Below are 20,473 nucleotides of genomic sequence, written 5' to 3'. Positions count from 1 at the left end.
GCCGCGGTGGCTGCGCGAGATTTCTTGCGCGGCCCATGACTTCCGCGTTCATGGTCGAGGGCTACAATCCGGCCTTGATACTCCTGAAGGCGGCGGCCATCGATGACAGGCGCAGACCAGCAACCCGCCGTGCGCTGCCGCGGTCTGACCAAGCACTACGGTTCGGGCAACGAGCGCGTGGATGCGCTGCGCGGCGTCGATCTCGAGGTGCGCAGCGGGGAATTGCTGATGCTGGTGGGGCCGTCGGGTTGCGGCAAGACCACGCTGATCTCGATCATCACCACGATCCTCGACCAGGATGGCGGTAGCTGCGCGGTACTGGGCCGCGACATCGGCCGCATGACGGAGGACGAGCGCACGCGTTTTCGCGGCAAGTCCGTCGGTTTCGTCTTCCAGGCCTTCAACCTGCTGCCTGCGCTCACGGCGCTGGAGAACGTGTCGGTGCCGCTGCTGGTGTCCGGCGTGGCGCGGGAGGTGGCTGAGCAGCGTGCCAGGTCCGTGCTTGAGGAAGTCGGGCTGGGGGCGCGCGCCGATGCGCTGCCGCGCAAGCTCAGCGGCGGCCAGCAGCAGCGCGTCGCCATCGGGCGCGCGCTGGTGCACGATCCGAAACTGGTGGTGTGCGACGAGCCGACCAGCAACCTGGATGCGAAGACGGGGCACGAGATGATGGACATCCTGCGCGGCGTGGCCCGTGCGCCCGACCGGGCGCTCATCGTGGTCACGCACGACAACCGCACCTTCGATTACGCCGACCGCATGGCGCGCATGGAGGACGGGCGCATCGTCGAGGTCGGCGAGGGCGGGCGGCAGGGAGGGGCGACGTGATGGCGTCCTTCGAGAAACGGATCTACCTGCTGGTCGGCCTGGCGCTGATCGGCGTGGTCATCGCCGTGGCGGTGGTATTGCGCTCCGGCGAATCGTCGGTGACGACGACCTCGCCGGCACCGGTCGAGCAGGTGCCGTTCGCCGATTACGTGGTGGGCACCGGCATCACCGAAACCGGGCTGGGTAACGTGTCGGTCGGCACCGCCGTGGCGGGCGTGGTCAGCGCGATCGATGTGCGGCCGGGCGACGAGGTCGAGGCGGGCGCGCCACTCTTCAGCATCGACGACCGCGACCTGCAGGCGCGCCTCGGCGTGGCGAAGGCCAATGTCCGGCTGTCCCGGGCGGCGCTGGCCAAGCCCGCGCACCGGCTGGATTACCTCAGCCACCTGCGGCAGCTCGACAAGGCCGCGCTCAGCGTCGAGGCGCTGACCAACGCGAAGGACGACATGGAGGCGGCCGCCTCCGCGGTGGACACGGCTGCGGCGACCGAGCAGCAGATCGAGGTCGACATCGCCCGCGCGGTGGTGCATGCCCCCGTTGCCGGGCGCGTGCTGCAGGTCAACCTGCGGGTGGGTGAGTTTGCGCCGGCAGGCGAGGTGACCAAGCCACTGGTGCTGATCGGCCAGGACCAGCGCATGTACCTGCGCGTGAACATCGACGAGAACGACGCGTGGCGCGTGCGCCCGCGCACCCATGCGCGCGCGTTCGTGCGCGGCAACCCCCGCCTGTCCATCCCGCTGCGCTTCGAGTACATCGAGCCGTACATCACGCCCAAGACCTCGCTGACCGGGTTGAGCACGGAGCGCACCGACGTGCGCGTGCTGCAGGTGATCTACAGCTTCGAGCGCGGCACGCTGCCGGTGTATCTCGGCCAGCAGATGGACGCCTTCATCGAGGTGCCGCCCGCGCCGGGCCAGCCGGCGGGCGGAAAGCGCTGATGTTCCGCATCGCGCTGAAGATGCTGGCGGCGGATCGTGCAAAGTTCATCGGGCTGCTGTTCGGCATCGCCTTCACTTCCTTCCTGGTTACCTTCGCCGCCTCGTATTTCTGCGGCTTCATGACCAACGGCTTCGCGCTGATCTCCGAGAATGGCGCCACCGACGTGTGGGTGATGGACCCGGCGGTGGAGTCGGTGGAGCAGACCATCAACATGCCGGCCTCCGCGCTGGACCGGGTGCGCAGCGTCGAGGGCGTCAGCCGCGCGGTGCCGCTGGCGCTGGGCAACGCAGACGTGCGTTTTCCCAACGGACAGTTCCAGACCTTCCAGGTGATCGGCGTGGACGACGCCTCGCTGGCCGGCGCGCCAGCAGTGCCCGGGCACAAGCCGGAGGAGCTGCGCGCGCGCGATGCAGTGATCGTCGACGCCGGCGGCACCAGCGGCAAGCTGGAGACGCCGGCGCTGGCGCGGGACCAGTGGCCGCACGACGGCGCGCACCTGGATGCGCCGACGCGCGAGCTGCGCGGCGGCGACGAGCTGCTGGTCAATGAGCACCTGGTGCGCGTGCTGGGCCAGTCCTCGACCGTGCCGCGCTACCCGGCGCGGCCGCTGGTCTACACCACGCTGTCCAACGCGCTGCGCATCCTGCCGGTGGAGCCGCACACACTGACCTTCGTGATGGTGCGGACCGTGCCGGGTACCTCGCCGAGCGAGGTGGCCACGCGCATCGAGCAGCGCACCGGCTTGCGCGCGCGCACCACGGCGGATTTCAAGTCCGACACGGTGCGCTGGTTCCTGGTCAACTCCGAGGACGTCGGCGACATCGCGGCGATGCTCACGCTGGCGATGACCATGGGTTTCGGCGTCACCGGCGTCATGCTCTACATGTTCACCTACGAGCACCAGAGCCAGTACGCCGTGCTCAAGGCGCTGGGCACGCCGTCGGGAACGCTGACCGCGATGGTGCTGGCGCAGGCCGCGATGTGCGCCCTGCTGGGCACCGGCATGGGCTTGGGGCTGTGCGGCATCGCCGGCGAGGTCGTGCTGCGGCTGGGCTTCCCGTTCCGGATGATGTGGTTCACCCCGCTGGCGGGGCTGCTCGGCGTCGTGCTGGTGAGCGTGGCGGCCGCGCTGATCAGCGTGCGGCCGGTGGTGAAGCTGCAGCCAGCGGTGGTGTTTGCCGGGAGGTGAGCCGAAGGCGTGCGCCGCGCCGGCGGAAGTGGCTCCGGACTGTCTTGATCAGTGCCATGTGCGCTTGCCACCCGCAGCCGCCGGGTTCATCTCGACGCTCAGGGTGAAGGTGCGTTGTTCGTCCGGCTTCATGGCGCCGACGCCCACCAGCTTGCGCGCGATCTCCTCGCCGCGTTCGTTGCGGATGGTCAATACCATCGAGTATTCCCACGCACCGCTGTCGACCGGGTTGCGGAAGCTGCCTTCCACGCGCAGTGGTATGGACGCCGGCGTGGTGACCGCGCCGGTTGAATCGCTGAAGCGCAGCTTGTGGCGGCACGCGGGACACACTTCCGCACTTTCCAGGATCGTCTCGCGGCAGTGCGGACAGGTGCGGGTCGCCCCGGCCGTGCCCGAGGGTGCGGTGGTCACGAAGTTGTGCCGTTGCCCGGGTTGGCCTTGTGGGCGCTGTGGCCATCCCTGACCTCATCCCAGCCGAACTCGACCTGACCGCGCATGCGCGAACCGGCTGCCACGCTCAGCGATCCGGCCTTCAGGTCGCCGGTCAGCGCACCGGTTTGCAGCAGTTCCACATGCACCGCGGATTCGATGTTGCCGATCAGTTCGCCCGCGATGGTCACCTTCTCGGCGCGCATGCTGCCGGTCACCTTGGCATTGGGCTCGATGGTGACGTCGCCGCGCACATTGACGTCACCCTTGAAGCTGCCAGCGATGCGCACATGGCCCGCACCTTCGATCTTGCCCTCGATGGTGATGTCGGGCGCGATCAGGGATTCGGTCACGGCCTTGCCCGGCGCGGGCGTGGGACGAAATGCGGGCTGCACCGGCTTTTCCGCTTCTGGCCTGATCTCCGGCTTGTGCTCCGGAGTGCCGAGGTGCGCCAGCTCCGCCGCTTCGGGCGTTGAGGTGGCGGCGGTCTTGACGGGTTCTTTCCACAGGGCCATGGGGGACTCCACTTTGGTCAGAAGGAGGTCGAGGGTACCCCTCAAGCGACCGCGATGGGAACAGGCGCAAACCGGGAAGGTTCAGGTTGCGCTGGCCCGCCCCACCAGATCCACCAGCCCGGGTTGCGCCGGGTCCGGCAAGTCGCTGCAGGTTGGGCACAAATGGCGAAGGCGGCCGTGGCCGCCTTCGCATTGAAGCGGATGACGACGATCAGGCGGCGATCGCCGCATCCATGTCGGTCACGACGTCGTCGCCACACACATCACGCCACAGGTGATACATCACCCCGAACATCATCGAGAACAGCGCCAGGAGCAGGGCGATATAAAGCGGAACGATCACCACGAGCACCAGCCACGGGCTGATGAGTTTGGCGAGCAGGGCGAGCAGGGCGCCCGCGATCATCAGGGCAATGATCACGACGATCCAGGCAAGGAGGGCGCTCAGTGCAAACACGAGCAGCGGCAGCAGGTTCTTCAGCGCGCCGACCATGCCGTCGCCGATCGCGCCGAACACGTTGCGGCCGCGCAACGCGACCTGGCCAAGGCTGATTGCATAGAAGCCCATCATGAAAAGACCGACCAGCATCAACAGCGCCATGGTGATCCCGAAGCCATCGGGCAACGCCGTCGGCGGCGGCTGGTGGCTGGCCTGCGCCGCCAGTACTTGCGCGTACCAGCTGGCGACCCCGCGGCCAGTCGCTGCGATGACGACGCCGAGCAAGGCAACGTAGACCACGATCATCGCCAGCCCGTAGCCGATCAGGCGCAAGGCCTCGCCTTGTCGATAAGGCCTGAAGATGTCGAGTGCGCGGGCCGGCAGCCCGCGCTCGGCCGCGTCGACCACCTGCAGATAGCCCGCGTAGAGCGGCACGACCAGCAGGGCGAACAACAGGGAACCCGCCATGATCCAGCCGAAAGTGGCCGGGCTCGGCTGCACGCCCGCCAGCTGCATGCGGAATTGCATCGGCAGCGTGATCAGCGCCGGCAGGAAGGCCGCCAGCAACAGGAAGGCTGCTCCACCGAGCAGTGGCTTCGGGTGGCGGTAGCCCACGTTGATGCCGCGCATCAGCCAGCCAAAGCCGGCCAGCGGCCCCCTGGATCGTGTCGTCATGGTGTCACTCCCCTGATGATCGGCGCTCCCCGCGCCGTGAATGCCGAGCATAGCGGGTGGGGGAAGCCGACAGAACCGGTGCCGGAAAGGGAAGCTGACGGAGTCAGCGTGAGGTGGCCTCTTTTCCAGGCATCTTTCCCGGCCCCATGCCACGATGGATGAAGGCTGCCAGCCGTGCCCGATGCAACTGCCGCGCAGCCCGCGGCGCCGGGCGCGCGCGGTGGCGCGGTTTGTGGCTACCGGGCCAGGCCGCCGGGCGGGAGTTCTGCTATGTTGGCTGCGGGGAACGCGTTTGCCTATCCATTCGCATCTATCCGGCGGGAGGTCAGCCCCATGGGCCACGACAAGTCACGCTCGAGCGTTTCAGTCGGCGCCGTCGACTGGAGTGACCCGAACCTGGACGCACTGCTGCAGAAAGTCGACGGCTGGAAGCTCGACAACCGCAGTGGCCAGCCGTTGCAGGAAGTGCAGATCCAAGTCAGCTCCGGATGGACGGCCAATTCGGTCGTCAGCAAGCCGGCGCAGCTGATTTCGATGGATGAGCAGACCATGGTGCTGGTGACCCGGTTTCCGGTTGCGCAAGGCGATCACGTGCGCGTGGATAGCCAGCATGTGGAAGGCATGCGCAGCGTGTGGGGCTGGATCGTCGAGGGACGCGAGGGTTACCGAGTCGAGGATCGCGAGCACGGCCTGTTCCTGAACAAGTTGCGCATCGGCTGAAGGCAGGGCGGCACGCGCCGTGCGCGCTCACGGGCGGTACCCGGTCCCGGTCTGGCGCCATCGCGCGAGCAGCGCCAGCGGTCAGCACTCGTGCAGCCAGTAGATGCTCACGCCGTTGCTGCAGTCTTCCGCACGCCTGCCGGCGCGGCCTTCGACCAGCACCCCCCATACGCTGCGCATGCCGTCACCGTAGAAGCGGTCCACGCGTACGTATTCACCGGTGGGAATCGGGAAGCCGGCTTCCAGCACCATGACCTTGTCGCGCTTCCATACCAGCACTGCCGTCCGCCCGCCGCCCGCGCTCCAGCCGATCTGCACCTGTACTTCTTCCCGCGGGAAGTTCTCGCGGTTGTCCAGGTCCCAGTCCTCGATCTTGCTCAGCAGCTTCTGCAACTGGGGATCGCTCCAGTCGACGCGGTTGCTTGCACGGGTGGGGTTGCTGCGGTCGACCATCATTGCGGCCATCCGCCGGGGCGGGCACCGCTGGCGTGGCGGGATCCGCCACGTTCGCCCGGGTGCCGGCAATGCGCGCCCGGCGCGTCGGGTCGTGGCCGGCGGCCCCCGTTTCCCGCAGGTGGCGTCGTTGCGCTAGAGGGCATCTGGGCGTGGCGTGGCATCGATGGGTCCTTCAGGTTTGCTACGGTCATCGGCACGGCGCCGGTTTCCTGAAGGGGTGCGGGGTCGGAACGTGAGTGCCCCGCCTGGTGGCAGGCTTTCACGCACGTCGATGCCGCTGTTCCGGCGCGGGGTTTCAGGCTTCGGTCAGGTTGCCGGCGTCGGCGATGACCCGGTTGCGTCCGGCGCGCTTGGCGCGGTACAGCGCGACGTCTGCCTCCTTGCACAGCCGTTGCAGCCCGTAGCCGGAGCTGTCGGTGGAGGCCAGGCCGACGCTGGCGGAAATCGCTATGTGCTGCCCGTCTTTCTCGATCGGCGTCGTGCCGATCGCGATCCGGATGCGCTCGGCGATGTCCAGGCCCTGGTCGCGGGAGCACTCGTGCAGCAGGATGCCGAACTCCTCGCCGCCCAGCCGGCCGAACAGGTCGCTGGGGCGCAGGTGCTGCTGGCAGATCGCCACGGCCCGCTTCAGCACGGCATCGCCCATGGCGTGGCCATGGGTGTCGTTGACCTGCTTGAAGTGGTCCAGGTCGATGGAGATCAGGCAGGCGTGGCCGAGTTTCTTCTCCAGCAGGCGCAAGAAGCGATCGGCCTCGCTGATGAAGTGCTGGTGGTTCAGGATGCCGGTGAGTCCGTCGCGGCGCGACAACCGCATGAAGCGAAGCTGCGATCGCTTGAGCCGGTACAGCCACAGCACGATGGCGGCCAGCAGGGCGATCAGCAGCGCGATGTAGAGCCGGCTGGTCTCCGCCGCCTTGGTGTCCAGTGCCTGCTGCAGCTTGAGGACGCTGTTCTGCCTGCCGAGCTCTTCGGTTTCCAGCTTGCGGGTCAGGACTTGCTGCTGGACCGTTTGATAGGCCAATGCCTGTGCGGTGGCATCATCGAGCGAGCCCTTGTCCTGGGCGACATAGTGTTCGTAGTAGGCAAGCGCGGCGGCTGTGTTGCCGTGCCGCTTCGCAACCTGGTAGAGCACTTCATACGCATCTTTGAGGTAGTCGTTGACATCGTTCGGGCCGGCCATGGCCAAGGCGGCGAGCGCCGCCTTCCGGGCGTCATCATCTTTACCCAGCTGTGCGTACGCCTGGGCTCGTTGCACCTGCGCGGACAGCGTGTGCGGGTAGTAATGATTGATCCGGATGTCGGGTGCTATCCGGTCGAGCAGGGCCAATGTCTTGACTGGCTGGTGTTCTTCCAGGTGGAGCGTGCCGAGGATGAGCTGCATGGTTGTCGCCATGATCGGCTGTCCAGCTGCTTCGCATGTCTTGACGGCCTGCTCCAGCTCCGGGCTGGAAGAGGTCAGCCGCTTGGCACTCCAGAGCGCGGCAACCAGTCTGGAGCGCGGGTTGCACAAGGTCATGCCGGGGGGGACAGCGTTTTCCATCAGGTGGGCGTACTTGATCGCCAGATCCGTCTGCCCAGCCAGGTTCAACATCTGGGACAGGTAGCTGAGGACCTGGAAGCGGACTGCCTTGTCCTGGATCCTGGGCAGGTCGATCGTGAGCTGCTGGGCCAGCTGGAAGGCGTCTTTATAACGGCGACTGACGGCCAGGTTGTTCATCAGCAGCGCCGACGCCTTGGTGGCAAGTGTCGGATCGCCTGAATGACCGATCACATCGCGTAGCGGCTGCTCCGCAGCGGCGTAGTTGCCCTCAAGCGAAGACTCGAGCGCGTCGAGATAGCGCAGGCGCCATTGCTCGGCCGTGGTCAGTGCGGGTGACTCGCGATGGATCTGCGCCAGCCGTTCGGCGAACTGCCGGTGGTCCTTGATGCGCAGCTCCTCGGTCTGGTCGAGGAAGGCGCTTGCGTCGGTGATCCTGGGAGGGGCGGCGTGGCCTGCATGCATCAGGCCGCAGAGAAACAGGGCCGCCAAGGTGGCCCCCATTCCCCTGCCTTGCAAGCCGATGGGCATGGAGTGTGGAATTATTGTCTGCGTGGCTTGCGGTGGTCGGGTTCGGGCGGATGGTGCGGCTTGTCGTCACCGTCGTGATCCGGCTCGTCTTCCTCATGCCCTGGTGCATTGGTGATCTGCGGTGCTTTATTCGGCTGGTGCCCGAATTCCTTGAACAGAAGCGAGCTATCGCCGGCGGCAACGGCGGCCCGGAGAGCCCCGGACGCCATTGCCTGTTCGAGCACGGGCGCAAGCTCGTCGGCGGAGGCGTGGCGCAGTGCGGCGTTCTGGCCGATGGTTTCCAGAAGTTCGATCGTGTCCGACATGTTTTCCCCCTGTTTCCCTTGGTCCCCAAGCATCCGTTGTGCGAGTGCTGCCGATCACCGTTGACGTGTCAGGTGGTCGCGGTTTCCCTGTCCAGCGCCGCCAGCCGCTCACGCATGGCCTGATTCTGCTTCAACGGCACGGCGGGCGGTAGCACTACCGTTTCCTCGGCAGTCAGTTCGGCGCCGGGCAGGTCGCGCAGCGCCATACGGCAGACCCGCGGCTGCTGGATCGGCAAGGTGGCGCCGCGATAGACGATCACCTCGTGGTCGAGCGGGTAGTCCACGCTCAGCACGTCCACCAGCGCCTGCCGGTAGGCCGGCCCGGTGGAAAAGCGCTTCAGCGACAGATCGCCCACCAGTCCGACCTGCCACAGCACCAGATAGCCCGTGGGGTCGATGCGCCGCTCGTAGAACAGCAATTGGCTGGCCTCGAAGTGTTGGCAACCGTAGCGACCCGGGTCGATGCCCAGGTCGGCGTAGAGGCAATCTTCGGCGGAAATGCCCGGCTCCATGTGCGCCGTGAAGCCTTCCGCGCGGGCCACCTCGATGGCCTTGTGCGGTGACCAGGCGAAGATGCCGGGGTGGCCGTAGAACACGCCGCAGACGTGTTTGCCGGCACGCACCTCGGTCATCATCAGCTCGACCCACTGCCGGTAGGTGGCCATCCGTGACTTGCCCTCGGCGTAGTAGGGCTGCAAGCTGCGCACGTCCGGATGCATGCGCTGCAGCCACAATTCCACGATGCCGTCGGACAGCGCCGCGAACACCACGTCGGCCTGTTCGATGTGGCTGCGTGCCAGTGGCGTGAGATGGGAGCCCAGGGTCATGCCCATGCCGACGCAGGCCAGGCTGCCGCGTGGCGCGCCGCTGGGTGAGGGGGGCGTGGGTATTGCCATCGGCGGATAGTAGGGCAATTTTTCAGGGCCCGGGGTGGGCGGAGATGGCGGCACCCCGGCCGGCGCCGGTGATGCTAAGTTGTGCGAATCCCTTGGCCTGCCTGCTGGAGTCCCCCATGTCCGTTGCTTTTTTCGCCGGGTTGCCGGTTCGTACGCGATGCACTGCGGCGCGCATGCTGCTGGCCGTATCGCTCGCGCTCGCGACCGGTGCTGCTTGCGCACAGGCACTACCGGGCGCCAGCGTGCCGCCGCCGCAGGACGTGCCGTATCCCGGCACGATCGCCATCCATGTCGATGCCGACGACACTGCGCAAGGCATCTTCCGCGTGCACGAGACGATCCCGGTGCAGCCGGGCGCCTTGACCCTGCTGTACCCGCAATGGATTCCCGGCGACCACTCGCCGACCGGCCCGATCGCCATGCTTGCCGGACTCACGCTCAGCGCCGGCGGCAAGCCGCTGGCGTGGAAGCGCGACGAGTACAACGTGTACGCGTTCCATCTCGACGTACCCGCGGGGGTTGCCAGCATCGACGTGGAGTTCCAGTACCTGTCGCCCCGCGACGGTGGGTTCGAGATCACCGACCGCATGATGGACATGGAATGGAGCAAGGTGGCGTTGTATCCGGCCGGCCATTTCACCCGCGGCATCACCTTCGCGCCCAGCCTGACGCTGCCGCACGGCTGGCAGCTCGGCAGTGCGCTTGAACGTGCTGATCAAACCCGGGCCTCGCAGTCGGGCGATACCGTCACCTTCAAGCCGGTGACCTTCAACAACCTGGTCGACTCGCCGGTCTACGCCGGCCAGTATTTCAAGCGCGTCGATCTCACGCCGCCCGGCGGGGCACCGGTGCATATGGACATCGTCGCCGACGCACCGAAGTACCTGGAGATGACGCCCGCGCAGCTGCAGGCGCACCGCGCGCTGGCGGTGCAGGCGACAAGACTGTTCGGCTCGCACCATTACGACCACTACGACTTCCTGTTCTCGTTGTCGGACCAGCTGGGCGGCAACGGCACGGAGCACCACCAGTCCAGTGAGGACGGCCTGGGCGCCGACTACTTCACCGCCTGGGACGACAACGCGCCCGGCCGCGACCTGCTGGCGCACGAGTACACCCATTCGTGGAACGGCAAGTTCCGTCGTCCGGCCGACCTGTGGACGCCCAACTTCAACGTGCCGATGGGCGATTCGCTGCTGTGGGTGTACGAGGGGCAGACGCAGTACTGGGGTTTCGTGCTGACCGCGCGCGCCGGCCTGTGGACGCCCGAACAGTTCCGCGACGCGCTGGCGATGGTGGCGGCCAACTACGACCGCAACCGCGAAGGCTTCCAGTGGCGCACGCTGGAGGACACCACCAACGACCCGACCGCCGCACGCCGCTCGGGCCTGCCGTACCGCAGCTGGCAGATGAGTGAGGAGTATTACAGCGCCGGGCAGATGATGTGGCTGGAGGTGGATGCAAAGATCCGCACGCTGACCCACGACCGCAAGTCGCTGGACGATTTCGCGCGCACGTTCTTCGGCGTCGACAACGGCAGCTACGTGACGAAAACCTACACCTTCGACGACGTGGTGGCGGCGTTGAATGGCGTGGCGCCGTACGACTGGGCCGGTTTCCTGCACGCGCACGTGGATACGCGCAAGCCGCCACTGCTGGACGGCCTCAAGGGCACCGGCTGGAAGCTGGTCTACACCGACCAGCCCAGCGCCTACGAGAAGCAGTACAACAGCCGGCCGCAATCGTCGCGCCACCTGTTCAACTTCGCCTGGTCGATCGGCCTGACCATGGCCAAGGGTGGTCAGATCAACGACGTGCGCTGGGATGGGCCGGCGTTCAAGGCCGGCGTCAGCACCGGCGCCACCCTCGTCGCGGTGAACGGCCAGGACTACAGCGAGGACGTGCTGAAGAGCGCGATTACCGCGGCCCGGACGGACAAGGCGCCAATCAAGCTCCTGCTGAAATACCAGGGTAGCTATCGCACGGTGCCGGTGGATTACCACGACGGCCTGCAGTACCCGCACCTGGTGCGCATCGAGGGCACGCCGGATTACCTCGGCGAGATCATCGCGGCGCGGAAGTAGGCGAGGGCCGGAGCAGGGCGGGGCTGCTCCGGTAGCTGTCCGGACGCCGGCTCAGCGCCGCGTTGCCAGCACGCCGTCCAGCGCCAGCTGCGCCTTGAACCCGGCCTTCTCCAGCCGTTTCGCCACCTCGCGCGGCACGTCACGGCCGCTGGTGAGCTTGTTCGGGCTGCCGGTGTAATGGAACAGCCGGCCGCCCTTGCGCAGCACGCGCGCCAGCTGGTCGTAGAACGCCTGCGCGTACAGCTCGCCGGCGATGCCGAAGCGCGGCGGGTCGTGCAGCAGCGCGTCCACCGAAGCGTCGGCCATTTGCACGATCGCCTGCGACACATCGGCATGGCTGAGTTGCAGGCGGCCGCTGCTGGCGGGTGCCCCGGGATCGGGTGACCACGGGTTGAGCGTGCGCAGCCACAACACGTCGGCGTTCTTCTCGAACGAGAGGATGCGCGCCACGCCGGCCTCCAGGCAGCAGGCGGCGAAGTAGCCCAGGCCGCCGCAGGTATCCAGCACCACCTTGCCGCGCGGCTCGACCAGCGCGACCTTGCGGCGCGCGTCGTCCAGCGGCGACTCCTTCGAGGTGGGCAGCATCTTGATGCCGTCGATCTCGAAGGTAGGCGCGCCCCATTCGGTGGGCACCAGCTTGATCAGCGAGCCGGCATAGCGCGCCACCGGCGCGAACGCGTCGCCGTCCCAGTAATAGATCGTGCGGTCCTTCAGCGCGGATGGATACGGGTAGCGTCGGTCTCGCCACTGCCAGGTGTCCGCCTGCAGCGCGGCATGGCCGTTCGAGACTTCCAGGTCCAGCGAGCCGCTCCATTCGCCCGCGCCGGCATCGCGTGCAGCCAGCAACGAGGCGGCGACGGGGCGGGTGAGCAGGGGGCCGGAGTAGTGCGACACGACGTGTGAATCTCCTGGAACGGCGGCAACGCGCCGCGATGCGACGAGGGGACGGCATCGTAACCCGGCAGCCCGCCGGCGTGGCGGGCGGGATTTCCTGCGCCGGCCCGGCTTTGCGGGTCGTCGGGCCGCGCCCTTTGCCATGCGGTGCGCAGCGATTTTCGCGCTACCCTTGACGCTCCTGTCGCCGTCGCCGCCTGAGAGGTGGAACATGGCCATTCTGGTGGGGTTTTCCGGCAGCCTGCGCACGGGCTCGTTCAATACCGCGCTGCTGCATGCCGCGGTCGCGGCGATGCCAGCCGGCAGCCGGCTGCAGGTCATGTCGATCGCCGCGTTCCCGCTGTACAACGGCGACGACGAAGCCGCGCACGGCATTCCGGCCGAGGTGACGGCGCTGAAGGAGGCAATCGTCGCGGCCGACGGCCTGCTGATCGCCACGCCCGAATACAACAACAGCATCCCCGGCGTGACCAAGAACGCGCTGGACTGGCTGACCCGGCCGGCGGCCGACATCCCGCGCGTATTCGCCGGCAAGCCGGTGGCGCTGATCGGTGCCTCGCCCGGCGGCTTCGGCACCATCCTGTCGCAGAACGCCTGGCTGCCGGTGCTGCGCACGATCGGCGCGGAACTGTGGACCGGCGGCCGCCTGATGGTGTCGCACGCTGGCAGCGTGTTCGATGCCGACGGCGCCATCGCCGATGCGCGCACCAGCGACCAGCTGCGCAAGTTCGTGGAAGGCTTCGTTGCGTTCGCGCACGGCGGCTCGACGGGAAAGGCGTGAAAGCCGCGGTTGATGGAACGTAGGAGGGAGTGTCTTGTCTCGTGAAAATGACATGGCCGGCATGAATCCGGTGCCGCGGATCACCGGCCGCAGCAGTTCGCATTTCACCCGCCTGGTGCGTGTGTTCGCGCTGGAGCTGGGCGTGGCCTGCGAGTTCGCCCCGGTCTACGACCTGGCGTCGCTGGATGCGCGCGACTACGCCGGCAATCCCGCGCTCAAGCTGCCGGTGCTCACGAAGGATGGGACAACGGTATTCGGCGCCGAGAACATCTGCCGCGTGCTGGCGGAATTTGCGCCGGCGCAGCGGCGCATCGTCTGGCCCGAGGATGTGCGCGAGCTGCAGGCGCGCAATGCGCAGGAACTCATCTGGCACGCCATGCAGGCTCAGGTGCAGCTCGGCTTCGGCACGCAGGTCGCGCAACTTCCGGCGGACAGCATCTACTTCGCCAAGGCCGCCGCGGGATTGCGCAATGCGCTGCAGTGGCTCGACGAAAGGCTGCTGCCGGTCATCGCCACGCTGCCGCCGCGCGACCTCAGCCTGCTGGAGGCATCGCTGTTCTGCCTGGTCGAGCACCTGGCCTTCCGCGTCACCGTGCCGCTCGCGCCTTATGGCCACCTCGCAGCCTTCGCGCGCGAGTTCGGCGAGCGGGCATCGGCGCGCCACACGGCGTACTGCTTCGACGTGCCGCCCGCTGGCTGAGGGCGCAAGGCCACGTTGCTCCCCTTGGCAGCGGCTTCACGGAAATTTGTCGGGCCTGTCCGGTCGTTCGCGTTACAACAACCGCCTTCATGCAGGAGTGACGACATGGTTCTTCATGGCTATGGATTGACGGTGCGCGCTGCGCTGCAGTTCGCGGCTGCAGCGTTGTGAGCCGCCGTTTCGACGCGATCATCGTCGGCGCCGGCCAGGCCGGGCCACCGCTGGCGGGCCGGCTGACCGGCGCCGGCCGATCGGTGGCGCTGGTCGAGCGCAAGCTGTTCGGCGGCACCTGCGTCAATACCGGCTGCATGCCGACCAAGACCCTGGTCGCCAGCGCGCGTGCCGCGCACATGGCCCGTCGTGCGGCGGATTTCGGCGTGGTGCTGACCGGCGGCGTGGGTATCGACATGGCCAGGGTGAAGTCGCGCGCCGATACCGTCATCGCCAACGCGCGCCACGGCGTGCGCACGTGGCTGGACGGCATGGACGGCTGCACGGTGATCGAGGGCCATGCACGGTTCGAGGACGCGCAGACCCTGCGCGTCGGCGAGGAACGACTCACCGCACCACAGATTTTTCTGAACGTCGGCGCCCGCGCGGCGGTGCCGGACATGCCCGGCGTGCATGACGTTCCCTATCTCACCAACACCTCGATCCTCGGACTGGACCGCGTGCCGCCCCACCTGCTGATCGTCGGCGGCAGTTACATCGGGCTGGAATACGCGCAGATGTACCGCCGCTTCGGCGCGCGCGTCACCGTGGTGGAAAAGGGGCCGTACCTGATCGGGCACGAGGACGAGGACATCTCGACGACCGTGCGCGGAATCCTGCAAGGCGAGGGCATCGACATCCGCACCGGCATCGCCGACCTCGCGTTCGAGCGCGCCGGCGAGGGGATCCGGGTGACCGCCGATGGCGAGCGGATCGACTGCAGCCACCTGCTGCTGGCGGTGGGGCGTGTGCCCAATACCGGCGACCTCGGCCTGGACCAAGCCGGCGTGATGACGGATAAACGCGGCTACATCGGCGTCGACGACGAACTGCGTACGAATGTGCCGGGCATCTGGGCGCTGGGCGACTGCAACGGGCGCGGCGCGTTCACGCACACGTCCTACAACGACTTCGAGATCGTCGCGGCGAATCTGCTCGACGGCGAGCACCGTCGCCTCAGCGAGCGCGTCAGCGGCTACGCGTTGTACATCGACCCGCCGCTGGGGCGGGTCGGCATCGGCGAGGCGGCGGCGCGCAAGCGCGGCCGCCCGTTCCTGGTCGGCAAGCGGCCGATGAGTCGGGTCGGGCGTGCGGTGGAGAGGGACGAGACGCAGGGTTTCATGAAGGTGATCATCGATGCCGGAACGAAGGCGATCCTGGGTGCCGCAATCCTCGGCATCGAGGGCGACGAGGCGATCCACGGCATCATCGACATGATGACCGTGGGCGCCACCGCCACGCAGCTGCAACGCACGGTGCCGATCCATCCGACCGTGTCGGAGCTGATACCCACGCTGATCGCGGAAGCACGCGCTGCGGGCGGCTAGGGCGGCAGCCCGGATGCATCGCCATCGCCGTGCGGGATCGGCCTTGTCCAAATCGGGGAACCCCGCACGTCATGGGAATGGTGGAGCATGCTGCCCACCGATCACCCGGAACGGAGAATCACGATGCAATATCTACTGATGCTGTATGCGGAGGAAGGCGGCTGGTCGCGGATGTCGCCGGCCGAGCAGGAACAGGGCATTGCGGCCTACGGGGCCTATACGCAGGCGTTGAAGACGGCGGGCGCGCTGGCCGGGTCGAACCGCCTGCAGGGCACGACGACCGCGACCACCGTGCGCGTGGCGAACGGCAAGTCGCAGGTACTGGACGGCCCCTACGCGGACTCCAAGGAGCAACTGGGCGGCTACTACCTCATCGACGTCGCCGACCTGGATGCCGCACTCGCCTGGGCGGCGCGCTGCCCGGGTGCGAGTCACGGCATTATCGAAGTGCGGCCGGTCTGGAGCATGTAGCTTGGATCGCACCGCGCAGGCGCGCCGTGCGGCGGATGCGGTGGCCCGCCGCAGCTACGGCAAGCTCGTCGCCTTCCTCGCCGCTGCCCTGCATGACGTGGCAGCGGCCGAGGATGCCTTGTCCGAAGCCTTTGCCACGGCCCTGGCGGACTGGCCGCGCAACGGCTGCCCCGCGAATCCGGAAGCCTGGTTGTTGACCGTGGCCAGGCGCAAGGGGATCGACCGGTTCCGGCGCCACCGCCACGGCGAAGCGGCGGCCGTGCAACTGCGCATCCTCGCCGAGATCGAGGAGAGCGCGGTGGCGGAAGGGGATGACGCCGCCATCCCGGATCGGCGCCTCGCGCTGCTTTTCGCCTGCGCGCATCCGGCCATCGATGCCGGCATCCGTGCGCCGTTGATGCTGCAGGCGGTGCTCGGGCTGGACGCGAAGGCGATCGCCGCGGCCTTCCTCGCCTCGCCGGAGGCGATGGGCAAGCGGCTGGGGCGGGCCAAGCAGAAGATCCGGCAGGCCGGCATTCCCTTTGCCGTGCCTGCGCGCGACGAACTGGCCGGGCGGCTGGACGGGGTGCTGGAAGCCATCTACGCCGCCTTCGCGGAAGGCTGGAGCGATCCCGGCGGCACCGATGCGATCCGTCGCGACCTCACCGCGGAGGCGCTGTTCCTCGCCAGGCTGGTGGCTGGCATGCTGCCGCAGGAGCCGGAGGCGCTGGGCCTGCTGGCCTGCATGCTGCACGCGGAAGCGCGCCGTTCCGCGCGCCGCACGGCGGCGGGCGACTACGTGCCGCTGGCGGAACAGGATGTCGCGCGGTGGGATGCGGCGATGATCGACGAGGCCGAGGCGCTGCTGCTGCGCGCCAGCCGGCTGGGCCGTATCGGCCGCTATCAGCTCGAAGCCGCGCTGCAGTCGGCCCATGTCGAGCGTTGCCGCAGCGGGCGCACCGACTGGACGCCGGAGGTGCAGCTCTACGACGCCTTGCTGGCGCTCAGCGACTCGCCGGTGGTCGCGCTCAACCGCGCGCTGGCCATCGCGGAGCTGCAGGGTCCGCAGGCGGCGCTCGGGATCTTGGATGTGCTCGCCGCCGATGGCCGGCTTGTCGATTACCAGCCTTACTGGGCGGCGCGGGCGGCCTTGCTGGCCAGGACGCACGCCTGCCGCGACGCGCGACACGCCTTCGACATCGCGATCGGTCTTGCCGGCGATCCTGCCGTGCGCCGTTTCCTGCAGGGTCGCCAGGCCGCGCTGCCGGGCTGAGCCTGCGGCATGCCTCGCCGGCAGGCAGCACGCCGCCGGGGACGTGGGGAAGATGTACGCTGCATGGCTGAAAACGTGTCTGCTGCAGATGACGCGTCCATACATCGAGGAAGGAGATTTCCGATGACGCCGGAACCGGCCCCCGAGTGGCGCACCAGCGCCTGGCTGAATACCCCCGAGCCGCTGAGCCTCGGCCACTTCCGCGGGCGGGTGGTGCTGCTGCACGCCTTCCAGATGCTTTGTCCCGGCTGCGTGGCGCACGGCATCCCGCAGGCGCAGCGCGTGGCGAAGCTGTTCGAGGGCGCGCCGCTGGCGGTGGTCGGCCTGCATACGGTGTTCGAGCACCATGCGGCGATGGGGCCGGAGTCGCTGCGCGCGTTCCTGTACGAATACCGTGTGGCGTTCCCGGTCGGCATCGACGCGCCGGGCCCGGACGGCGACCCGATCCCGTGCACCATGCGCGCCTATGCCATGCAGGGCACGCCGACCACGATCCTGATCGACGCGCAGGGGCGGCTGCGCCGCCAGGTGTTCGGCCAGCATGACGACCTGCTGCTCGGCGCGGAGATCGGCACGCTGCTGGTCGAGGCGGGACAGCAGCGCCCCGACGCCATGGCCGAGGCGCCAGCGGCGGAACGTTGCGCGGACGGTCGCTGCGATGCGGATGCCGCGGCGATGGAGCGGCACCCGCTTTCGTAGCAGCGCGCAGGCAGCATGTGTCGATCCGGCCCGGACCCGTTCGTCGCCATGACAGGAGAGCGATGGGCGGGCCGGCATGGGGCCGGTCGCGCGGCTGCGCCATGACCTGCGGGAGCGACAACGATGCGATTTCTTTCGATGATCCGGATCAACGAGAACACCGGGCAGCGGCCCAGCCAGCAGCTGATGGACGACATGGGCAAGCTGATGGCGCAGATGATGGCCGACGGCACGTTGCTGGACACCGCAGGGCTGCGGCCGACCGCGGAAGGCACGCGCACACGGTTGTCGCACGGCAAACTGACGACGACGGACGGCCCGTTCACCGAGACGAAGGAAGTGATCGGCGGCTACGCGCTGCTGCAGGCCGATTCGATGCAGCAGGCGCTGGAGCTGACCCGGCGCTTCCTGCAGGTGCATGGCGACGATTGGGAGATCGAGTGCGAGCTGCGCCAGCTGGACGAGAGCTGCGTTCCACCGCGTCCGTGAATGGTCGGCGGCGGCTGCACGCCGCCGCCAGCATCAGTACTCGAGCTTGGGGTACCAGTCCGTGCCGCGGCCTTCCGGCGTGCAGTCCAGGATGGTCCACAACGGCATCAGGTCCGGTGCGCCGCGCGGGTCCTGGCCGGGGTCGGCGCTCTCGAAGCCCATCTCGCCGCTCCAGAAGTGGCGGATCGTGCCGTCACGGCGGGTGAACACGTTGAAGGCGGCCTGGTCGCCGTCGCCGCCGTCCGGGTCGACGGCGAAGTAGTCGCGGCTGTAGGCGCCGTCGACATCCGAGTACAACCGCAGGTCGCGCCAGCCGCGTTCGTTCTTGAACGCGACGAGGCGCTCGATCGGCGAACGCGCCACCACGGCCAGCGCCACCCGCTGGGCCACATCGCGCGCCTCGCCGTCCCACGCGCCCAGCAGCGAGGTGCACATCGGGCAGGGCCGCGCGCGCTGCGGGCCGAACATGTAGCTGTAGACCACCAGGGTCTGCCGGTCGCCGAACAGGCCGGCGAAATCGACCGGCCCGCGTTCGCCCCGGAAGCGGTAGTCGCCGGTCACCTCGCCGCCGGGCGGCAGCGCGCGGCGCAGTTCGGCGACACGCTCGATGTGCCGGCGCAGCTCGATCTCCTCGGCCAGCAACGCGGTGCGCGCGTGGCGGTAGCCATCGCTTTCGTTGGGAAAGCGCATGGGGTTGCGCGCAGCCAGCTCGGCAGCGGGCACCAGGGTGGGGGCACGGCTCATCGCGGTTCTCCTGGGCTCGGGATTATCTGGATGACGAACAGGCGCCGACGAAATCGACATCGACGCGGTGGACGCGTTGCCTGTCGAGCGTGTCGTGCGATGCGCTGTTCAGCCCGGTGCGGGCTGGTTCCGGCGCACCCGCCGCGCCACCGGCACCAGCGCGAGCAGCGCCAAGACTGCGAAACCGGCGCCGGCGAGGAAGGTGGCATGCGAGCCGAACGCATCCCACAACTCGCCGGCCACTACGCTGGCCGCCAGCAGGGTCAGCCCACTCACCAGATTGAACATGCCGTATGCGGTGCCGCGCAGGTCGGCCGGCGCGGCGTCGGCGACCAGCGCGGCCAGCAGGCCCTGGGTCATGCCCATGTGCAGGCCCCACAACACCACGCCCAACGCCAGCCCGGTCAGTCCGCCGACGAGGGCCAGCGCCAGGTTTGCCAGCACCAGTACCAGCACGCCCAGCCCGAGCAGGGTGCCGCGGTCGAAGCGGTCGGCCAGCACGCCGACCGGGTAGGACGACAGGGCGTACACCACGTTCATCACCACCAGCACCAGCGGGATCAGTACCAGCCCCAGCCCCAGTTCCTGCGCGCGCAGCACCAGGAAGGCCTCGCTGAAACGGGCCAGGGTGAACACCGCGGCGATCGCCACCACGCCCCAGTACAGCGGCGGCAGGCGGGCCAGCTCGGTGCGCGACAACGGCGAGCGTGCCCGCTTCTTTTCCCCGCTGTCCGGCACGTCGTGCACGCCGAACACCACCAGCGCGAACGCCGCAAAGCCCGGCAGCACCGCGAACCAGAACACCAGGCGGATGTTGTCGGCAGCCAGCCACATCAGCGCGATCGCCAGAGCCGGGCCGAGGAACGCGCCGACCGTGTCGAGCGACTGGCGCAGGCCGAACGAGGCGCCGCGCAGTTCGGCCGGCGCCAGGTCGGCGATCAGCGCATCGCGCGGCGCGCCACGGATGCCCTTGCCGATGCGGTCCACGAAGCGTGCGGTGACCACCCAGCCGAGCGTGCTCGCCAGCGGGAACACCGGCTTGGTGAACGCGGCGAGGCCGTAGCCGATCGCCACCAGCAGCTTGCGCCGGCCCAGCCAGTCCGACAGCACGCCGGAGAACACCTTGGTGATCGCTGCAGTGGCTTCGGCGATGCCCTCGATGAAGCCGACCGCGAGTGCCGAGGCGCCGAGCACGCTGACCAGGTATACCGGCAGCAGCGCGTGGATCATCTCCGAGGAGGTGTCCATCAGCAGCGAGACCATGCCGAGCGCCCAGATGCCGGCCGGAATCCGCCGCAGCACGGAAGGGGTTTTCGCCGTGGCGCTGCCGGATGCTTCCGTGGGCTGGCTCATCGTGGTGCTTCC

Annotated in this window: 22 protein-coding genes; 12 read left to right on the top strand and 10 right to left on the bottom strand. The window is 68.3% G+C overall.

Features of this window, described 5'->3' with window-relative positions; genetic code table 11:
* Window positions 1-102 precede the first annotated feature (102 nt).
* Genes IMW82_RS05310 through IMW82_RS05300 form a run of 3 tightly spaced genes read left to right on the top strand, consistent with a single transcriptional unit; the run spans window position 103 to window position 2,953 of the window.
* Window positions 103-825 carry an ABC transporter ATP-binding protein gene (locus tag IMW82_RS05310; protein WP_108472533.1) on the top strand — a complete coding sequence of 241 codons (723 nt, stop codon included), beginning with the start codon at window positions 103-105 and terminating at the stop codon, window positions 823-825.
* Entirely contained in the window at window positions 825-1,763 is a 939-nt protein-coding gene (locus IMW82_RS05305) for an efflux RND transporter periplasmic adaptor subunit (protein WP_108472534.1), read from the top strand. The genes IMW82_RS05310 and IMW82_RS05305 overlap by 1 nt, the downstream gene beginning before the upstream one ends.
* Window positions 1,763-2,953, top strand: coding sequence for an ABC transporter permease (locus IMW82_RS05300; RefSeq protein WP_108472535.1), 1,191 nt, complete (start codon window positions 1,763-1,765; stop codon window positions 2,951-2,953). Before IMW82_RS05305 ends, IMW82_RS05300 begins: the two co-directional genes overlap by 1 nt.
* A gap of 48 nt (window positions 2,954-3,001) precedes the next feature.
* Here the strand turns inward: IMW82_RS05300 and IMW82_RS05295 are convergent, their stop codons facing one another.
* The 3 genes from IMW82_RS05295 to IMW82_RS05285 all read right to left on the bottom strand — a co-directional run bounded on the left by IMW82_RS05295 (window position 3,002) and on the right by IMW82_RS05285 (window position 5,062).
* Window positions 3,002-3,364 (bottom strand): hypothetical protein, encoded by a 363-nt coding sequence (locus IMW82_RS05295; protein WP_108472536.1) that lies wholly within the window; start codon window positions 3,362-3,364, stop codon window positions 3,002-3,004.
* Complete coding sequence (locus IMW82_RS17950; protein ID WP_325051468.1) at window positions 3,361-3,942, bottom strand: polymer-forming cytoskeletal protein; 582 nt, start codon at window positions 3,940-3,942, stop codon at window positions 3,361-3,363. The genes IMW82_RS05295 and IMW82_RS17950 overlap by 4 nt, the downstream gene beginning before the upstream one ends.
* A gap of 166 nt (window positions 3,943-4,108) precedes the next feature.
* Window positions 4,109-5,062, bottom strand: a complete 954-nt coding sequence (locus tag IMW82_RS05285) for a hypothetical protein (RefSeq protein WP_159082212.1) — start codon at window positions 5,060-5,062, stop codon at window positions 4,109-4,111.
* Window positions 5,063-5,344: 282 nt separating this feature from the next.
* Here IMW82_RS05285 and IMW82_RS05280 point away from each other — a divergent pair, with 282 nt between their 5' ends.
* Complete coding sequence (locus IMW82_RS05280; protein WP_108472539.1) at window positions 5,345-5,731, top strand: hypothetical protein; 387 nt, start codon at window positions 5,345-5,347, stop codon at window positions 5,729-5,731.
* A gap of 81 nt (window positions 5,732-5,812) precedes the next feature.
* Here IMW82_RS05280 and IMW82_RS05275 read toward each other — a convergent pair whose 3' ends face one another.
* The 4 genes from IMW82_RS05275 to IMW82_RS05260 all read right to left on the bottom strand — a co-directional run bounded on the left by IMW82_RS05275 (window position 5,813) and on the right by IMW82_RS05260 (window position 9,456).
* Window positions 5,813-6,187 (bottom strand): hypothetical protein, encoded by a 375-nt coding sequence (locus IMW82_RS05275; RefSeq protein ID WP_234411369.1) that lies wholly within the window; start codon window positions 6,185-6,187, stop codon window positions 5,813-5,815.
* A 295-nt stretch (window positions 6,188-6,482) separates the two neighbouring features.
* Complete coding sequence (locus IMW82_RS05270) at window positions 6,483-8,255, bottom strand: GGDEF domain-containing protein (RefSeq protein WP_108472541.1); 1,773 nt, start codon at window positions 8,253-8,255, stop codon at window positions 6,483-6,485.
* A gap of 11 nt (window positions 8,256-8,266) precedes the next feature.
* A complete protein-coding gene (locus IMW82_RS05265; RefSeq protein ID WP_108472542.1) occupies window positions 8,267-8,560 on the bottom strand; it encodes a hypothetical protein in 294 nt (97 codons plus the stop codon).
* Between the two features lie 68 nt (window positions 8,561-8,628).
* Entirely contained in the window at window positions 8,629-9,456 is an 828-nt protein-coding gene (locus tag IMW82_RS05260) for an SAM-dependent methyltransferase (protein ID WP_211004015.1), read from the bottom strand.
* Between the two features lie 116 nt (window positions 9,457-9,572).
* On the opposite strand from IMW82_RS05260, the gene IMW82_RS05255 reads away from it, so the two are divergent.
* Window positions 9,573-11,540: a M61 family metallopeptidase gene (locus IMW82_RS05255; RefSeq protein ID WP_211004014.1), complete on the top strand. Its 1,968-nt coding sequence runs from the start codon at window positions 9,573-9,575 to the stop codon at window positions 11,538-11,540.
* A gap of 51 nt (window positions 11,541-11,591) precedes the next feature.
* Here IMW82_RS05255 and IMW82_RS05250 read toward each other — a convergent pair whose 3' ends face one another.
* The gene (locus tag IMW82_RS05250) at window positions 11,592-12,434 is read right to left on the bottom strand and encodes an SAM-dependent methyltransferase (RefSeq protein ID WP_211004013.1); all 843 of its coding nucleotides are present in this window, start codon (window positions 12,432-12,434) and stop codon (window positions 11,592-11,594) included.
* Window positions 12,435-12,645: 211 nt separating this feature from the next.
* On the opposite strand from IMW82_RS05250, the gene IMW82_RS05245 reads away from it, so the two are divergent.
* The 7 genes from IMW82_RS05245 (at window position 12,646) to IMW82_RS05215 (ending at window position 18,364) form a co-directional block, all read left to right on the top strand.
* Window positions 12,646-13,215, top strand: coding sequence for an NADPH-dependent FMN reductase (locus IMW82_RS05245; RefSeq protein WP_211004012.1), 570 nt, complete (start codon window positions 12,646-12,648; stop codon window positions 13,213-13,215).
* Between the two features lie 34 nt (window positions 13,216-13,249).
* A complete protein-coding gene (locus IMW82_RS05240; RefSeq protein WP_244754162.1) occupies window positions 13,250-13,915 on the top strand; it encodes a glutathione S-transferase family protein in 666 nt (221 codons plus the stop codon).
* 167 nt (window positions 13,916-14,082) lie between these two features.
* Window positions 14,083-15,453 carry an FAD-containing oxidoreductase gene (locus IMW82_RS05235; protein ID WP_211004011.1) on the top strand — a complete coding sequence of 457 codons (1,371 nt, stop codon included), beginning with the start codon at window positions 14,083-14,085 and terminating at the stop codon, window positions 15,451-15,453.
* 123 nt (window positions 15,454-15,576) lie between these two features.
* Window positions 15,577-15,924, top strand: coding sequence for a YciI family protein (locus tag IMW82_RS05230; protein WP_108472546.1), 348 nt, complete (start codon window positions 15,577-15,579; stop codon window positions 15,922-15,924).
* 1 nt (window position 15,925) lies between these two features.
* Window positions 15,926-17,176 (top strand): DUF6596 domain-containing protein, encoded by a 1,251-nt coding sequence (locus IMW82_RS05225; protein ID WP_211004010.1) that lies wholly within the window; start codon window positions 15,926-15,928, stop codon window positions 17,174-17,176.
* 123 nt (window positions 17,177-17,299) lie between these two features.
* The gene (locus IMW82_RS05220; RefSeq protein WP_211004009.1) at window positions 17,300-17,875 is read left to right on the top strand and encodes a TlpA disulfide reductase family protein; all 576 of its coding nucleotides are present in this window, start codon (window positions 17,300-17,302) and stop codon (window positions 17,873-17,875) included.
* A 123-nt stretch (window positions 17,876-17,998) separates the two neighbouring features.
* On the top strand, window positions 17,999-18,364 hold the full coding sequence (locus tag IMW82_RS05215) for a YciI family protein (protein WP_211004008.1): 366 nt from the start codon (window positions 17,999-18,001) through the stop codon (window positions 18,362-18,364).
* A 33-nt stretch (window positions 18,365-18,397) separates the two neighbouring features.
* On the opposite strand, the gene IMW82_RS05210 is transcribed toward IMW82_RS05215, so the two are convergent.
* A complete protein-coding gene (locus IMW82_RS05210) occupies window positions 18,398-19,108 on the bottom strand; it encodes a DUF899 family protein (RefSeq protein ID WP_211004007.1) in 711 nt (236 codons plus the stop codon).
* A 108-nt stretch (window positions 19,109-19,216) separates the two neighbouring features.
* On the bottom strand, window positions 19,217-20,461 hold the full coding sequence (locus IMW82_RS05205) for an MFS transporter (protein WP_211004006.1): 1,245 nt from the start codon (window positions 20,459-20,461) through the stop codon (window positions 19,217-19,219).
* Window positions 20,462-20,473 lie beyond the last annotated feature (12 nt).

This window comes from Rhodanobacter sp. B2A1Ga4 (genome assembly GCF_018101315.1).
Taxonomy (GTDB): domain Bacteria; phylum Pseudomonadota; class Gammaproteobacteria; order Xanthomonadales; family Rhodanobacteraceae; genus Rhodanobacter; species Rhodanobacter thiooxydans_A.
This window is presented reverse-complemented; position numbering and strand designations above follow the sequence as displayed.

Excerpts from the sequence above, each read along its gene's own strand:
- IMW82_RS05310 (WP_108472533.1), top strand. The coding sequence starts at position 103 with ATGACAGGCGCAGACCAGCAACCCGCCGTGCGCTGCCGCGGTCTGACC.
- IMW82_RS05305 (WP_108472534.1), top strand. The coding sequence starts at position 825 with ATGGCGTCCTTCGAGAAACGGATCTACCTGCTGGTCGGCCTGGCGCTG.
- IMW82_RS05300 (WP_108472535.1), top strand. The coding sequence starts at position 1,763 with ATGTTCCGCATCGCGCTGAAGATGCTGGCGGCGGATCGTGCAAAGTTC.
- IMW82_RS05285 (WP_159082212.1), bottom strand. The coding sequence starts at position 5,062 with ATGCTCGGCATTCACGGCGCGGGGAGCGCCGATCATCAGGGGAGTGAC.
- IMW82_RS05280 (WP_108472539.1), top strand. The coding sequence starts at position 5,345 with ATGGGCCACGACAAGTCACGCTCGAGCGTTTCAGTCGGCGCCGTCGAC.
- IMW82_RS05275 (WP_234411369.1), bottom strand. The coding sequence starts at position 6,187 with ATGATGGTCGACCGCAGCAACCCCACCCGTGCAAGCAACCGCGTCGAC.
- IMW82_RS05270 (WP_108472541.1), bottom strand. The coding sequence starts at position 8,255 with ATGCCCATCGGCTTGCAAGGCAGGGGAATGGGGGCCACCTTGGCGGCC.
- IMW82_RS05265 (WP_108472542.1), bottom strand. The coding sequence starts at position 8,560 with ATGTCGGACACGATCGAACTTCTGGAAACCATCGGCCAGAACGCCGCA.
- IMW82_RS05260 (WP_211004015.1), bottom strand. The coding sequence starts at position 9,456 with ATGGCAATACCCACGCCCCCCTCACCCAGCGGCGCGCCACGCGGCAGC.
- IMW82_RS05255 (WP_211004014.1), top strand. The coding sequence starts at position 9,573 with ATGTCCGTTGCTTTTTTCGCCGGGTTGCCGGTTCGTACGCGATGCACT.
- IMW82_RS05245 (WP_211004012.1), top strand. The coding sequence starts at position 12,646 with ATGGCCATTCTGGTGGGGTTTTCCGGCAGCCTGCGCACGGGCTCGTTC.
- IMW82_RS05230 (WP_108472546.1), top strand. The coding sequence starts at position 15,577 with ATGCAATATCTACTGATGCTGTATGCGGAGGAAGGCGGCTGGTCGCGG.
- IMW82_RS05220 (WP_211004009.1), top strand. The coding sequence starts at position 17,300 with ATGACGCCGGAACCGGCCCCCGAGTGGCGCACCAGCGCCTGGCTGAAT.
- IMW82_RS05215 (WP_211004008.1), top strand. The coding sequence starts at position 17,999 with ATGCGATTTCTTTCGATGATCCGGATCAACGAGAACACCGGGCAGCGG.
- IMW82_RS05210 (WP_211004007.1), bottom strand. The coding sequence starts at position 19,108 with ATGAGCCGTGCCCCCACCCTGGTGCCCGCTGCCGAGCTGGCTGCGCGC.
- IMW82_RS05205 (WP_211004006.1), bottom strand. The coding sequence starts at position 20,461 with ATGAGCCAGCCCACGGAAGCATCCGGCAGCGCCACGGCGAAAACCCCT.